The organism is Flavobacterium sp. W22_SRS_FP1 (assembly GCF_052113685.1).
In the GTDB taxonomy this organism is placed as follows: Bacteria; Bacteroidota; Bacteroidia; order Flavobacteriales; family Flavobacteriaceae; genus Flavobacterium.
Genome location: NZ_JBGQOE010000022.1, coordinates 1 through 16,246 on the forward strand (window position 1 = coordinate 1; position 16,246 = coordinate 16,246).

Sequence of the window (16,246 nt, forward strand, 5' to 3'; positions counted from 1 at the left end):
ATTTTCGTTTTTCCATCGTACAAAATTATAGTTTTTGATTTATAATTGTGTCCGATTATTTAAGGGGTCAATACATTATGGCAATTCCAAAATGAGTGAAATTACCTTCTATATTTACTTTATGGCAAGGACTATTTAACCATGCATTAAAAGCTGCCTGAGGTGAGCTGTAATTATAGCTATGTTCTCTCCAACTTTTTTGGCTCCCAGAACATTGATTATGCTCTCTGAACGGGCAACAAAATCATTATGATTAACAACGTTATTGGCAATCATATATTGATCATGCTGTTCTGATTTATATGAAATATGGTTTATCTATTGTAAAGTATTTAAACCGGCACTAACTCTATAATCATTTATCAACTTCATCGTCTCTAATTCGTATGCTCTATAATTGTAGTTAAACACCTCTTGGGATTTTGCTTCTACCACAGATGCTTCTGAAGCATCAGAAGAACACGAGTTCATTGTGAATATAACTATTAACAACAATATCGCACGTAATACTGTTTTTTCATAATATAGTAGTTTAAGTTTAAAGTAGATTGTGGGGCAAACTCCTTTAGGTTAAAATAATATGTGTTCTAATTCTTTCTAAACATATATACTTTTCCGTTAAAACACACTATTTTATCGACTAACTACGTCATTTTAGTTATAAAATAATATTATTCTTATATTATGGCGATAATCTTTCTATTTTCCAAGAAAAATTATCTTGACTCGTATAACGAATTCTATCATGTAAGCGATTCGGTCTTCCTTGCCAAAACTCAACTTCTTCAGGAACAATTAAATAGCCACCCCAGTGCTTTGGTCTTGGAATAACCATACTGTCAAAGTCTTTTTCTAATTGTTGTAAGCTTTCTTCTAAATAAGCTCTAGAAGGCACCACTTCGCTTTGATTTGAAACTATAGCGCCCAATTTACTCCCCTCAGGTCTAGAGTCAAAATAGACATCTGAAGTGACTTCAGATGTTCTTTGTGCAGTACCTTTTATTATGACCTGTCGTTCCATTGACTGCCAGAAAAAAGAAAGACATACTTTAGGGTTTTCGGCAATAGCCCTGCCCTTCTCTGAATTATAATTGGTATAGAAAATAAATCCTTCCTCAGTAAATCTTTTCAATAAAACAACTCTAGATTTAGGAAATCCATCTAAACCCACTGTGGCGACAGTCATTGCATTAACCTCTTCTGCTCCACCAAATTCTTCCGTTTCATGAAACCATCTATTAAATAAGTTTATTGGATCTTCGGGTATGTTATCCTCTAACAATTCACTCTTTTCATAGGATTTTCTATAATTACTCAGATCATTCATGTTTTTTCTTTTTAAATTATTTTATTTTTTAATTCTCAAAAATCAAAATTTTTTCCATCATCTGCCAATAGCACTTCGGAGAAAATAGTTTGAGCTTCATCTTTAAATACATTTATATTTTCATATCGAGTAGAATAATGTCCCAGAATTAACTGTTTGACGTTTGCCTTCAAAGCAATGGTTGCAGCTTCTTTTGCCGTGGAGTGCAATGTTTTTCTAGCCAAATTTTCTTCGGATTGCAAAAAAGTAGATTCGTGATACAAGATATCAACCTCATTCACTAAGGGAAGTATACTTTCATCATAAGCAGTATCCGAACAAAATGCATAACTCTTTGGCGGTATAGGATCAAATGTTAGTTGGCTGTTTTCAATAAACCTGCCATCTTCCAAGACGATATCTTTTCCATTTTTAATATTTTGATAATAACAACTATCAATTTTAAAATTTTGGACAGCATCTAGATTTAGTTTCCTTTTATCTTTTTTTTCCTCAAACAAAAAACCATTAGTATATATCCTGTGCTTTAAAGGAATCGTTTTTACTGTAACTTTATCATCTTCAAAGATTAATTGGCTTTCATTTGATTCCAATTCGTGGAAATGCAAACCATAATTTGTCCAAGAATTAGACAAACGTAATTGTAGCTTAATAATTTCCTTAAGCCCTTTAGGGCCATAAATATGAAGATCAGTTGCTCGGTTGAGCAAGGTAAAAGTGGATACTAAACCCACCAATCCAAAAAAATGATCCCCATGCAAGTGAGAAATAAAAATATGATTTATTTTAGAAAACCTAATTTTATTTTTGCGAAGCTGCACTTGGGTTCCCTCTCCACAATCGATAAGAAAAAGTCTATTTTTAATTTCTAAAATTTGAGAAGTTGGATTGGTAAATGTTCGCGGAGTTGCTGCGTAGCAACCTAAGATTGTTAGTTTCAAATTTTACTACAATTATTCATTTATTGAGAAGTCTTATTATGAGTATAAATTCCCAGCGCCATTGCTGCAATTATTAAAATATTCGAGGATATTGCTAAATAATTAATTTCCCAGTTTATATAAGAAAGATAAAAATTGAATATCAATAACGATATGGAAGCAATTAAAACTATAATTCTAACAAAATTTGGTCGATTCTTATTACTAAAAAAATCCATTATTACTTTTTTTTGATAAATATAAACCTTTTAAAAACCCAGATCACGCTCAATTTCTTCCATTTCTATAATGTCGTTTGCCTCGAGTGCAGAGGGTACGACAGTAAGTTTATCAGGAATTGCATTGTAATCAATGTCTGAGCCCACTATTACAAAAGATTTTTTTGATTTTTTATGTTCTTCAGATAATGGTAAAAACAGTTTGATATCATTTATAGTCAAACCCCTATGATACGAGAGGTCAATAATTATATTATGCTTTTCGAATGTTTTATATTGATGCGTTACTTTCATCAAAAAAGAAGTAAAATCGCGTTGAGTGTCTTTTATTGTAATCGTGTGTTCTTTTTGATCTACTTTCATCGAGTTATATTTTCAAGATTACTATGTAACTAAGTTAGTGAAGATTTTTGAAATTACTGAATTTTTGAGGCCAAAAGATAGGTTACTGCCATTCTAATTGCAACCCCATTTTCAACTTGATTTAGAATCACGGATTGATGCGAGTCAGCAACTTCAGAGCTTATCTCTACTCCTCTATTTATTGGACCCGGATGCATTATGACAATTTCTTTGCTTAAGGAATCCAATAAAGTTCTATCTAGACCATATTGTTGCGCATATTCCCTCGTTGAAGGAAAAAAATTCACGTCCATTCGTTCATTTTGAACTCGAAGCATATTAGCAACATCGCACCATTCTAATGCTTTTCTCAAGTTTGGTTCAACTGTTACTCCAAGTGATTCAATGTGTTTTGGAATTAGTGTTTTGGGTCCACAAACTTTTACTTGAGCCCCTTGCATCTGCAAGGCGTATATATTAGACAATGCTACTCTCGAGTGTAAAATATCTCCCACAATAACGACTTTTTTACCTGCAACTTCACCAAGCTTTTCCCTAATCGAATAACTGTCCAGCAAGGCCTGAGTAGGATGTTCGTGTGCACCGTCTCCTGCATTTATTATGCTCGCCTTTACGTTTTTCGACAAAAAATAAGCAGCACCAGGATTGGCGTGGCGCATTACAACCATATCAACTTTCATAGAAAGTATGTTGTTTACGGTATCAATAAGAGTTTCTCCTTTTTTTACAGAAGATTGAGCCGCTGAGAAACTGATGACATCAGCTGACAATCTTTTTTGGGCTAATTCAAAAGAAAGTTTGGTCCGAGTACTATTTTCAAAGAATATATTGGCAATAGTAATATCTCGTAAGGAAGGCACTTTCTTAATAGGACGATTGATGACTTCTTTAAAATGATCGGCTGTTTCAAAAATAAGGTCGATATCACTATTGTTAATATATTTTATCCCTAATAGATGATTTACGCTTAATTCTTTCATTCTTTTACAATTATTATTGTTTTATCCGCTTGCTTTTTTGAACGTTAACTGGTTAGTTGGTAATTAAATAAACTACATCTTCAACGTCATTTTCTTTCCAGTTCACCTTTACTTTCTCATTGTTTATGGCATCCACTTGACGCCCACGATAATCCGGTTGTATAGGCAGGTTACGGCTAAAACGTCTGTCTATTAGCACAAGTAACTCTATTTCTGATGGTCGTCCAAAAGATTGGATTGCGGTCAATGCTGATCTTATACTTCTGCCCGTAAACAAGACATCATCTATAAAAATAACTTTCTTGTTTTCGACGATAAAATTAATTTTGGTCTTATTTGCCTCCAAAGGTTTATCAGTTCTTCGAAAATCATCTCTAAAGAAAGTAATGTCTAAATAACCTAGTTTAATTTCAGGAGTACTATATTCTCTCTCTAATAAACCTTTTAGCCTTTCAGCAAGAAAAGTTCCTCTTGGCTGAATCCCCACTAAAATGGTATCTTTAAAATCGAGGTGTTTCTCAATTAGCTGACAAGCCAAACGGTGTAAAATGATATTGACTTCTTTGGAATTGAGCAAAACTTTTTGAGTCATAGTAAAGTATTGTATTTTGTCCAGCAAATATACAAATTCAAATTTATGATTTATTATTTAAAACCCTAGAATATGGATTTCATTTGGCATTTGTCATAGATAACCAAGTAGCTTTATGCCAAAGATATTCTAATGGTCCATATCTATGTGTTTTTAACCACCACTTACAAAATGATAATTGAATTATAAACAGGCAAAAACCTATCATTAAACAGAAAGTGGCTCCAGTATATTCAAACAATCCTAAACCATACCGATAATAGATAAAAGCACCTATCATTGATTGCATTATATAATTTGTCAAACTCATTTTTCCAAAAGGAATTAATTTGATTAAGAATTTATTCATAGACTCTTTTTGATATACTAACATAAATGTCGCAACAAGTACTAGCATAAAAGCAACATTCGACCACGAAGCAAATATGATCACTAGTCTATTTGATAAAGTTGGTCTTATAATTATATCCGCCATATAGGTCTTTAAAAAATAAAGTGGAATAAATAAAGTAACCGAATAACGTAAAACTTTCTTCCAAAATTGAATTGATCTTTCTGTTGTTATAAAAAGTTTTTCTCTTCCAAGTAGCATTCCAAACATAAATAATGCTGGAGCCTGAAAAAATCGTCCATTTTCCCATGACCATAACAAAGAAGCTACTTTTCCTAAGGTCAAATTACCAACAACATAATCCGAAAACGAACCGTTTTTCATATAAAAACCAATACTTTGGTAATAGCTCTCAGATAAATTAGGAGCAGAAACATAATCTGGATTTACAACATAATAGATACAACGAGCCCACTCCAAAGGTTGCAATATCAAAATAACTGCCGTAATAAAAACAGATTTGGTACTCCAATTGGTAGCCGGAATTAACAATAGTCCTAAAAAGGCATATAAAGTTAGAATATCACCTTGATAAAAGGCCGTGTTTACAATTCCAAAAATTAATAAAAGTAGCATACGCCAGAAAAATCGTCCTCTAAAATCTTTCCCTTTCTTTGCTTGATTATCATTCTGTATATAGTAGCTAAAACCAAATAACAAAGCAAAAATAGCATACGACTTTCCACCAAAGAGGAAAAACATAGTATCCCAAACTATTTTATCCGTTGCTTTTAACCATTCAGGGAAAAATTCTGGAAAATTATAATATTCAAAATGTTCCACATTGTGCAATAGCATAATAGACATAATAGCAAATCCCCGTAATGCATCAACTATTTCTATACGTGAAGATTTAAAATTGGAGGTAATACTAGTCATCAAATAAATTTTTAAATTATAAAAATCAAAAATATATTTTTTTACTACCAAAAACATAATTTTTTATTAAATATTATATGATTTTATGATAAGCAATTAAATTACTACCCTATTTTATGAAAATTTACATGAATTAAATAACTGATTCTTTTGGTCGCTTAATATTCTATTATTAGTTTTTAAATTTATTTTTCAGGACGGGATAGATAAGAAATAAAAAAAGCTCCTACAATTGAATTGCAGGAGCTCGATAATAAATCATTCGTATTTCTTCTATTTCGAATACATTTTCACTCTTAATTCCTTAACTTTTTCGTCATCTAAGTATTCGTCAAAGGTCATATAACTGTCTATTGCTCCATTAGGCGTTAGCTCTACTACTCGATTTCCCACAGTTTGTGCAAATTCATGATCATGAGTTGTAAAAATTACTGATCCTTTGAAGTTGTTCAATGAATTGTTAAATGCGGTAATAGACTCTAAATCCAAGTGGTTTGTTGGTTCATCAATCATTAAAACATTGGCTCTTTCCATCATCATTCTGGATAACATACAACGTACTTTCTCTCCCCCTGACAATACTCGACAAGTTTTCAAAGCCTCTTCTCCAGAGAAAATCATTTTACCTAGAAAACTACGAATATTTACCTCATCACGTTCCTCTTCTGTTTTTACCCATTGGCGCAACCAGTCAACTAATGACAAATCACTCTCGAAAAAAGAATGGTTTTCTACTGGCAAATAGGCCTGGTTTGTTGTCACTCCCCAACTAAAAGTTCCGGTATCAGCTTTTCTGTTTCCATTTAATATTTCATAAAAAGCAGTTGTAGCGCGGGAATCTTTAGAGAATAAAACTATTTTATCTCCTTTTGCCATGTTCAAATCAACGTTTTTAAACAGTACTTCTCCATCAATTGAAGCGCTCAAACCCTGAACGTTTAATATTTGATCTCCGGCTTCACGCTCTTGATCAAATATAATCGCGGGATAACGACGACTCGAAGGTTTGATTTCAGATATATTTAATTTACTAATCATTTTTTTACGAGAAGTGGCTTGTTTTGACTTGGCCACATTCGCGCTAAAACGACGTATAAATTCTTCTAATTCTTGTTTCTTTTCTTCTGCTTTTTTATTTTGCTGTGCCCGTTGCTTTGCAGCTAATTGGCTAGATTCATACCAGAAAGTGTAATTTCCTGAATAATGGTTTATTTTACTAAAATCAATATCAGAAATATGCGTACAAACGGAGTCTAAAAAGTGACGGTCATGCGATACAACGATAACTGTATTCTCATAATTCGCCAAGAAAGTTTCCAGCCAAGCAATAGTTTCAAAGTCTAAGTCGTTGGTCGGTTCATCCATAATAAGTAAATCAGGGTTCCCAAAAAGTGCCTGTGCCAGAAGGACACGAACTTTTATTTTCCCCTCAAGATCTCCCATTAACGTATAATGGTGTTCTTCTGTAATTCCAAGATTTGATAACATGGAAGCGGCATCAGAATCAGCATTCCAACCGCTCATTTCCTCAAACTGAACTTGCAACTCCCCTATTCTATCAGCATTTTTGTCATTATAGTCTAAATAGAGTTCATCCATTTCTTTTTTGATAGAATATAAAGTTTTGTTCCCCATTATTACGGTTTCCAATACGGTATGCTCGTCAAACACATTGTGGTTTTGATTTAAAACCGACATACGTTTCCCCGGCTCTAAATGAATGTGTCCTGATGTAGGATCCATTTCACCTGAAATTATTTTAAGAAATGTTGATTTTCCAGCTCCGTTGGCCCCGATAACTCCATAAATATTACCATGTGTGAAGGTTGTATTTACTTCATCAAACAAAATTCGTTTGCCAAATTGAACTGATAAATTATTAACTGTTAACATAAATATTTAGTGTAAAATTTTTTGCAAAAGTACAAAAAATAACTCGTTTTTCTGTCTACAAATGCACATTTTAACGAATTGGATTCTACTTAAAGCTATTTTTAACATCTTAGAAATAGTCCTAATAAAAGCTTATCATAATCATAACAAAGAAGAAAATTAGCCTAATGCATTTTCGAAAATTTCTTCAAGCTGTTATATACTGCCAGTTCCACATCGGCATTCTTTTTAGAGTTACATTTTTCCAATAAATCATTCAACAATGCAGGTTCAATCAATTTTTTTGACTCAATCATAAGCAAAAGTTGCTCCGATATTTCACTTAGACTTTTAGACAAAGGCAAGATGGGCTGAACCAAAGGTGCATTGGAACTTAAGTTAATTAAACTCTTATACATGTCAATCCATTTTCTAAAAAAGTCAGTCACCGCAACTTGATTTACCTTACTATGATGATCGAAATAAGCAATAACGGCCTTGTCAAAATCGTAAGCATCAGACGCGTCTGCTGTACAAGCATCTGCAAATAAGCTTAGCGGCGAATGCATCCGATATTTTTTTCCACCACCATTGCGAGAATAATTCTTTAAGGGTTCACAAACATTGGATAAATCATTTATCGGAACTGTCGACTGATTGTTACTGATATTTCTTAAAATCACTTCTTTGTTTCTGATATGGGTAATCCCAAGTTCTTCCAGTCTGAAGGAAACAGTCTTTAACCGTTTATGCAAACTATTCAAATCGGTGATCTCGCCGCTAGACCATAATCGTTCTGCTATTGCCGCTGTTCTGGGCCATATTCTTGAATCAATATTTAATGGAGTAACAAGTTCGCTCCACATCTCTGCTTCTCCTCCTAGAATTCTAGCTTTTTCTTCAGTAGTGAGCTTGCTGTTTTTGGGAATTGGATCATTCGTATAATGTTGCTCTACGCCCAGCATTAAATCAATATAAAAGCCATTTGACAAAACTGTTTTGTACCCGTTTTTTGCTGCGGTAATCAAAGAACCTCCAGAAGCCTCACCTTCATTTGTTCCTCGCCATGCTTGTATTATGGCGTCTTTTGACATGTCTTTAGTCATTATTTCTTCCCATCCCATCACATTTTTACCGTGCCTTTTCAACATTGGGACTAACTGCATATTAAAATAAGTTTGCAAATCATGATTATTTGCTAAATTGTGTGTTTTTTTAAACTCTTGTATTTTGGGGTTTACATTCCATTCTTTGCCATTGTTTTCATCACCTCCAATATGAAAATAGTCACTAGGAAATAAAGGACATACCTCATCAAAAATAGCACTTATCAGTTTATATGTTTCTGGATTTGATGGGTCTAATGTGGCATTAAAAATTCCTGATCCTCGTTGAACCGAATAAGACCCAACTCCATTATCTATTTTACTTCCAATTTCTGGATATACCGAAAGTAAAGCCGACGCATGACCTGGTATATCTATCTCTGGAATGACAAGTATACCTCTGTTCGCTGCATACTTTACGACACCTTTAATTTCCTCTTGCGTATAATAATTACCATCAGAGGCCAATTCAATCAATTTTGGAAGATTTTTCATTTCAATCCTCCAACCTTGATCATCTGCTAAATGCCAATGAAAAACATTCATTTTCATGGCTGCCATTGCATCTAAGTTTCTCATAATTACGTCAACTGGTTGAAAATGTCTTGCTGCGTCAATCATTAAGCCTCTCCAAGTAAACCTTGGAGAGTCCTCTATGTTTACTGATGGAAAGTAAAATGAATTACTATCGTTTTGCAGCAATTGCAATATCGTTTCTAGACCATGCATAGCGCCTAGATCGGTTTCTGCATTAATTACTATTTTAGTAGAGTCAATAGAAAGCTCGTAACTTTCATTTTCGTTAATTCCAATTATCCCAGATCGAATACAATTGATTTGCAGTTGCGCTTCAGGAACTTCATTTACTTTAGTCAAAAAGGCTTGCTCAAAAAACATACCTGTTCTTCCGTCTAATCGTCTTAAGAACCTTGTTGCTGCTAAAAAAAGTCTAGCATTAGGATTTCCCGTTATATTCACTTTAAAATTTTTGCTAATAGCAAAGTTTCCAGCGGTTAATTCGATGTTTTTGGGCCAAGGCATCAAGTCAAGTTGTTCTTTTTTGGTTTGAGCATTCGAAATAAAAACAGATAGTAATAAAAAAAAAATATATTTCATAGGATCAAAAAATTAGCAGCAAATTAATTAATAGTCAAAACGCTTAAAAGCTTCAATAGCTTCATATTCTGGAAGGCCTAAGGCGTCGTACAGTTTGGCAGTATCATTATTACGATCTTCCGCTCTTACCCAAAATTCTCTCGAATCGTTCCCTTGGAACATTACCTTGTCCTTTTGTGATTGATGGTACAGTATAGCATTTCTCTTTAACAAAACTTCGTCAGGGCTTAGTGGAACAGCCATATCAATTTCGTGTATTTCCCATTCGTGCCAAGCACCTCTGTATAGCCATAACCAACATTCATTCATATAAACCTCAAGTTTTAATGAGGCCATAGCTGCAAAAACAGCATTTAAACAAACTTCATGCGTTCCATGCGGATCAGCAAGATCGCCGGCTGCAAAAACCTGATGCGGTTTAATTTTTGCAATAATATTTTTTACCAAGGCTGTATCTTCGGTACCCAAAGGTTTTTTCTTTATGTTTCCTGTTTCATAAAACGGCATATCTAGAAAATGAATGTTTTCATCTTTTAATCCAATGTATCTGGTCGCAGCGTATGATTCACGTCTTCTTATAAATGCTTTCAGTTTTCTGACTTCAATCGAATCAACTTCATTTTCCTGTTTGTTGTTTAAAAAATCTATAACCTCCTTAAAATTTATATTCTTAGCACCTAAAAAATCTTGACACACTTCGGCAAATTTTAAGGCCTCGTCATCTGCAACGGCAATATTCCCCGAGGTCTGATAGACTACATGAACATCATGACCTTGTTTTATTAATTTAGAAAATGTACCCCCCATGGAAATTACATCATCATCGGGATGGGGACTAAAAAGGATGACTCGCTTTTTAGCCGGGCTCGCACGCTCAGGCCTGTAGGTATCATCCGTATTTGGTTTTCCTCCTGGCCACCCAGTAATGGTGTGTTGTAAAACATTGAACATGTTTATATTCAAATCATAAGCAGACCCTTCCGCGGCCAAAAGGTCAGACATTCCATTATTGTTGTAATCCCTGTCTGTTAATTTTAAAATGGATTGTTTTGTTTCCTGGCAGAGCCAAACGATCGCCTTGCTTTTTAATTCGGTCGTCCAAATACAATCACGAACTAACCAAGGTGTTTTAAATCGTGTCAATTCTGAGGCGGCAGACTGGTCCAAAACGAAAGTGACGTTTGCATGATTCTGCAAAAAAGTAGCAGGAATTTCTGAACTTACATCTCCTTGAATCGTTCTTTTAACAATATCCGCCTTATTTTGACCCCAAGCCATCAAAACAATTCGCTTAGATTTTAAAATTGTAGATACTCCCATGGTAATTGCCCTCTTAGGGACATTATTCACACCTTTGAAATCAGAAGAAGCGTCAATTTTTGTAATATGATCCAAGGTTATAATTCTGGTACCAGAATTAATATGAGATCCCGGCTCATTAAAACCTACATGACCAGTTCGACCTATTCCTAATAATTGAAAGTCAAGTCCTCCTGCATCTTTAATACGCTTTTCATAATCAAGACAATATTGAGTAAGCTCTGAAATGGGCGCCATCCCATCAGGAATATTTATGTTTTCGCTCTTAATATCAATATGATCAAAAAGATGCTGATGCATAAAATAATGATAACTATTGTTATTCTCTTTGGTCATGGGATAATATTCATCCAAATTAAAAGTAATAACATTGCTAAAACTAAGCCCTTCTTCTTTGTGCATTCGAACTAACTCTTCATAGACTTCTATAGGAGATGAACCTGTTGCCAATCCAAGCACACAAGACTTGTTTTTCAGTTGTTTGGACTTAATCAATAGCCCAATTTCTTGGGCGATGATTACGGAGGCTTGTCTCGATTTGTGAAAAATTACATTGTGAATTTTTTCAAACCTAGTCTCCTCAAACTGACCTGGCATACTATAACTTAAGTCCATAGTGCTAATTGAAGTGCTTTTCATTTTTCTATCTTTTTAGACTAATCTCTAAAGATATGCTTTTTTTCAAAAAATGGTACGACATTACAAATCGCTTTTGCAGTTTTTAGTCAATAATAATATTTCTCATCTACGAAAATTAATTTAACCCAGAACACTACTGGAGTAAAAAAATAACTCTAAATACAATTAAATTCTGCACTTAGTCTAAAACGGCCAAATTGTTAAATAAAATTCAGCATTATTTCATAAAAAGTGAATATTCTATAAATTTAATGTAATTTATCCTAAATTGTTTTTTTTTAGTTTGGTTAACAAATATATTTACGCTCTTGATAACTAAAAATTAATTAACCCTAAATCCTAATTCTTGAAGAACTATGAGTATAGAACAAACAAAGTCCAATAATTCCGCCCTTTACACGCTGATTACCGTGTTTTTCTTCTGGGGATTCATTGGAGCGTCAAATGGTATTTTTATCCCCTTTTGTAAAGCTAAGTTTGGCTTAGACCAATTTCAGAGTCAACTTATTGATTTTGCTTTTTATGGTGCCTATTATATTGGTGCAATTTTACTTTTTATTTTTAGCAGCATAGCGAAAAAGGATATTTTAAATGCTTGGGGATTCAAAAAAGGGATTATTTATGGTTTATTAGTGAGTACTTTTGGAGCAATACTAATGATATTAGCTGTAACAGAAGGAAGTTACTTATTTATTCTTGGTGCCTTATTCATCGTAGCATTGGGTTTTTCTTTACAACAGACCTCTGCACAACCTTTTGCCGCATCTCTTGGAGAAGCCCATACAGCATCAAGCAGACTAAATCTTGCTGGTGGAATCAATTCATTAGGAACGACAATAGGTCCGATAGTTGTTTCGATTGCCTTATTTGGTGTGATTGCTGGAGTTAATATTGAGGAATTTGCACAAAAAGAAAACTCTTTGGATTCTATGAGAATTCTATATGTTTTTGTTGGAGGTCTATTTTTATTGGCTGCAGCATTATTCTTTTTTTCAAAAAAATTACCTGACGGAAAAAGCGATTCTTCTTTTGAGTCCGCGAGTAAAGCGATGAAAACTTTAATTGCCATTACGGTAATTTTAATTGCTGTATTTGCATATATCTTTTCTCGTTATGAGGATCCAGAATTTATCACTCGTTTTATAGAGAACAACGAAAAGGATTACTTAGGCCTTGGCTTAACTGTTTCTACTTTATTAATCGTTGTCCTTGGACTATTATTTGCCAATACTAGGGCACAAAAAAATGCCGATGGATGGGGTGCAATGAAATACCCACAATTAGTATTAGGGATGTTAGCCTTATTCACTTATGTGGGTGTCGAGGTAACAATTGGTAGCAATCTTGGTGAATTATTAAAAACAGCAGACTTCGGTTCTATTACAGGTCCCGCTTTAGCTCCATACATGTCAATGTATTGGGGAAGTTTAATGATTGGTCGTTGGGCAGGAGCAATTTCTGTTTTTAATCCTTCAAATCAACTTAAAAAAATATTGCTAATTGTTGTTCCTTATGTTGCTTTTGGGGTAGTTTTATCCGCAAATGCAATTTCGGGACAAGATGTTACACCATTATATGCTTATGCTTTTGTAATTGTATTTCAAATTGCAGGTTTCTTTTTAGGTAAAGATCAACCATCAAGAACATTGATGATTTTTGGTTTAATGGGTATGATAGCAATGATAATCGGATTATCAACTACTGGAACAATTGCAATTTTTGCATTTATGAGCGGTGGTTTGTTTCTTAGTATAATGTGGCCATCGATTTTCTCACTAGCTATCGCAGGTTTAGGTAAGTATACTTCGCAAGGTTCTGCATTTTTAGTAATGATGATTTTGGGTGGTGGAATCATTCCCCCATTACAAGGAAAACTTGCGGATATTATTGGTATTCATACTTCTTATTTTATCCCAGTTTTATGTTTTGCATTTATTGCATTCTACGGTTGGAAAGTAATCGAAATACTAAAAAAACAAGGTATTGGACATGAGATTGAAGTTGGTGGCGCACATTAATTTCATCTTTTAGAAAAAATAAATTTTATATAAAAGAGTTTCAATTTTTAATTCAAAATAGGAAAACCATCAAAATAATTTTGATGGTTTCTTTTTGGCATAAATATTGAATTTGTATAAGCTGAACGACTTTTGTTTAAACTTCGAACTATGAAAAAATCACTACTCTTATTCTTTTTTCTACTACTCATTATATCATGTGGTGTTAAAAAAACGCAAAACTTATTAAGCGAAGGAGATTATGATGCTGCGATAAATCGTGCTGTTGAAGGATTGCGCTCTAATAAAAGCTCAAAAGGAAAACAAGAATATGTTTATTTGCTTGAAGAGGCTTTCGCAAAAGCAAAAGAACGAGACTTACGTAATTTAGACCTACTTGCCAAGGATAAAAACCCTAGAAATTTTGAAGCCATTTACAATACCTATATTCACCTCAATAACCGTCAAGATAAAATACGCCCCATACTTCCATTACCCTTATTGAATAAAGGAAGAAACGCCTATTTCTCTTTTGATAATTATAACTCCCAAATTGTCACTAGCAAAAACAGCTTATCAAAATACTTATACGATAACTCAAAAGCATTGATGCTTACCGATGACAAGCAAACCTTCCGAAGAGTATATGATGATTTAAATTACCTGAATCAAATCAATCCAAATTATAAAGATGTTATAAAACTAATGGAAGAAGTGCAATTCAAGGGAACAGATTTCGTGAGCGTATCCTTAAACAACGAAACTAACATGATGCTTCCCATCCGTTTGCAAAACGATCTGTTGGACTTTGACGCATTTAAAATGAACGATAAATGGACCGCATATCACAATCAACTGCAAAAAGGAATTGATTATGATTTCCAATTAATTGTAAATTTCAGAAGGATTGATGTTTCACCGGAACAGCTTAAAGAGAAAGAAATCATTATAGAACGAAAAATTAAAGACGGGTTAAAAACCCTTATCGATAAAAATGGAAAAGTAGTCAAGGACAGTTTAGGAAACCCTAAAAAAATCGATGATTTCAAAACAATTCGCGTAAGAATTTACGAATTTAACCAATTTAAAAGCTGCCAAATAACGGCACAAGTCGATTATGTTAATGCTAAAAATAATCAATTGCTAGAATCATTTGCATTGTCAAGCGAATCTGTTTTTGAGAATACTTATGCAACATATAAGGGCGACAAACGAGCTTCTGATGATTCTTACTACTCCTATTTTGATAAAAGAGGCCTCCCATTTCCGACTAATGAACAAATGGTTTATAATACGGCTGAAGATTTGAAAGACAAATTAAAAGATATTATTAATAGAAATAAATTTAGAGACTAAAATTCAACATAACAAATATCATACACGCTCCTAGAAACCCCGTTTTTTTTAAGTAGCGTTTGCTCATTCAAAATCACAATTAATTAAGATTTTGTTAGAAAACAAAAAACTAGTATTCTGTATTAAAAATATATGTACTTTTGTGCGAATGAATAATACAAGTTTACATATAACTTCCATCTCACGGACAAACAAAACTACTACTTCTCCCGAAGTACGGATGCTACTAGTATAGTACCCAAAAAGAGTTTACTTTATTATATTCATTTCTCATTTTTACCATTTTGAAAATTCAACTGTTAAGCATTGGATTAACTTATCCTAAAAAAAACAAAAATCCCTATTCGATAACTTTTATATCTAATTGTTATTTAATTGTTTATTTGTTATTTTTTGCAGATAAATCCAATAACTTTTGGTTTTCGAATATAATTTCTAACTCATTTTATAACCAAAAAATTCATCTTCTGAAATGAATATCTCAATTATTATAGCTCAAGAAGAACATTTTAAGTATGCACAAATTATTTGTGATACCATAGAATCGTCTGCCTTAATGAGAGGAACCGGAATAGCAAAACGCACACCGGAATACATCCAAAAAAAGATGGAAAAGAAGGATGCCGTTATTGCGTTAGACAACGGTGTCTTTGCTGGTTTTTGTTACATCGAAAGTTGGCAAGACAGCAATTATGTTGCACATTCAGGATTAATCGTGCATCCCGATTACAGAAATTTAGGTTTAGCCAAAAAAATAAAATCAAAAGTTTTTGACTATTCTCTAGAAAAATATCCAAACGCTAAAGTATTTGGAATTACAACGGGGCTAGCAGTAATGAAAATAAATTCAGATTTAGGATACAAGCCTGTACCCTTCTCTGAACTAACAAACGATCCCAGTTTTTGGAAAGGATGCCAAACCTGCACCAATTACGAAATTCTAAAAAGCAAAGACAATAAGTTGTGTTTGTGCACCGGGATGCTTTATGATCCTAAGGAAAAACGAAAAGATCCGCCTAAACATCCTTTTAATGTCCGGATTTGGAATCGATTAAAAAAAATAAAACAAGCACTTTTCTTAGAAAATAAATAAATAAAAATTAACAATTCCCTTTGCCACTAATGGCTCTCCCTGCTTCGAAGGGGCTG

General features: G+C 33.5%; 12 protein-coding genes and 1 pseudogene. 3 read left to right on the forward strand and 10 right to left on the reverse strand.

The window, feature by feature from the left end; translation table 11 throughout:
- Nucleotides 1–67 precede the first annotated feature (67 nt).
- From ACEN2H_RS11965 to nagB, 10 genes and pseudogenes are all read right to left on the reverse strand, one after another.
- Nucleotides 68–471, reverse strand: a pseudogene (locus ACEN2H_RS11965) (CAP domain-containing protein).
- A 211-nt stretch (nucleotides 472–682) separates the two neighbouring features.
- Nucleotides 683–1,327 (reverse strand): pyridoxamine 5'-phosphate oxidase, encoded by a 645-nt coding sequence (pdxH, locus tag ACEN2H_RS11970; protein WP_441732666.1) that lies wholly within the window; start codon nucleotides 1,325–1,327, stop codon nucleotides 683–685.
- Nucleotides 1,328–1,362: 35 nt separating this feature from the next.
- Nucleotides 1,363–2,268, reverse strand: coding sequence for a ribonuclease Z (locus ACEN2H_RS11975; protein WP_441732668.1), 906 nt, complete (start codon nucleotides 2,266–2,268; stop codon nucleotides 1,363–1,365).
- A 248-nt stretch (nucleotides 2,269–2,516) separates the two neighbouring features.
- A complete protein-coding gene (locus tag ACEN2H_RS11980; RefSeq protein ID WP_441732670.1) occupies nucleotides 2,517–2,849 on the reverse strand; it encodes a ribonuclease Z in 333 nt (110 codons plus the stop codon).
- 53 nt (nucleotides 2,850–2,902) lie between these two features.
- Nucleotides 2,903–3,829 carry an aspartate carbamoyltransferase catalytic subunit gene (locus tag ACEN2H_RS11985; RefSeq protein ID WP_441732672.1) on the reverse strand — a complete coding sequence of 309 codons (927 nt, stop codon included), beginning with the start codon at nucleotides 3,827–3,829 and terminating at the stop codon, nucleotides 2,903–2,905.
- Between the two features lie 52 nt (nucleotides 3,830–3,881).
- A complete protein-coding gene (gene pyrR, locus ACEN2H_RS11990) occupies nucleotides 3,882–4,421 on the reverse strand; it encodes a bifunctional pyr operon transcriptional regulator/uracil phosphoribosyltransferase PyrR (protein WP_441732674.1) in 540 nt (179 codons plus the stop codon).
- Between the two features lie 79 nt (nucleotides 4,422–4,500).
- The gene (locus ACEN2H_RS11995) at nucleotides 4,501–5,691 is read right to left on the reverse strand and encodes a DUF418 domain-containing protein (RefSeq protein WP_441732676.1); all 1,191 of its coding nucleotides are present in this window, start codon (nucleotides 5,689–5,691) and stop codon (nucleotides 4,501–4,503) included.
- A gap of 273 nt (nucleotides 5,692–5,964) precedes the next feature.
- Entirely contained in the window at nucleotides 5,965–7,584 is a 1,620-nt protein-coding gene (locus ACEN2H_RS12000) for an ABC-F family ATP-binding cassette domain-containing protein (RefSeq protein ID WP_441732678.1), read from the reverse strand.
- Between the two features lie 164 nt (nucleotides 7,585–7,748).
- Nucleotides 7,749–9,785, reverse strand: a complete 2,037-nt coding sequence (locus ACEN2H_RS12005) for a beta-N-acetylhexosaminidase (protein WP_441732680.1) — start codon at nucleotides 9,783–9,785, stop codon at nucleotides 7,749–7,751.
- Nucleotides 9,786–9,812: 27 nt separating this feature from the next.
- Entirely contained in the window at nucleotides 9,813–11,744 is a 1,932-nt protein-coding gene (gene nagB / locus ACEN2H_RS12010) for a glucosamine-6-phosphate deaminase (protein WP_441732682.1), read from the reverse strand.
- A gap of 356 nt (nucleotides 11,745–12,100) precedes the next feature.
- Here nagB and ACEN2H_RS12015 point away from each other — a divergent pair, with 356 nt between their 5' ends.
- The 3 genes from ACEN2H_RS12015 (at nucleotide 12,101) to ACEN2H_RS12025 (ending at nucleotide 16,190) form a co-directional block, all read left to right on the forward strand.
- The gene (locus ACEN2H_RS12015; protein WP_441732684.1) at nucleotides 12,101–13,762 is read left to right on the forward strand and encodes an MFS transporter; all 1,662 of its coding nucleotides are present in this window, start codon (nucleotides 12,101–12,103) and stop codon (nucleotides 13,760–13,762) included.
- A 150-nt stretch (nucleotides 13,763–13,912) separates the two neighbouring features.
- Entirely contained in the window at nucleotides 13,913–15,097 is a 1,185-nt protein-coding gene (locus tag ACEN2H_RS12020; protein WP_441732686.1) for a hypothetical protein, read from the forward strand.
- A gap of 472 nt (nucleotides 15,098–15,569) precedes the next feature.
- Nucleotides 15,570–16,190: a GNAT family N-acetyltransferase gene (locus tag ACEN2H_RS12025; protein ID WP_441732688.1), complete on the forward strand. Its 621-nt coding sequence runs from the start codon at nucleotides 15,570–15,572 to the stop codon at nucleotides 16,188–16,190.
- Nucleotides 16,191–16,246: the final 56 nt, after the last annotated feature.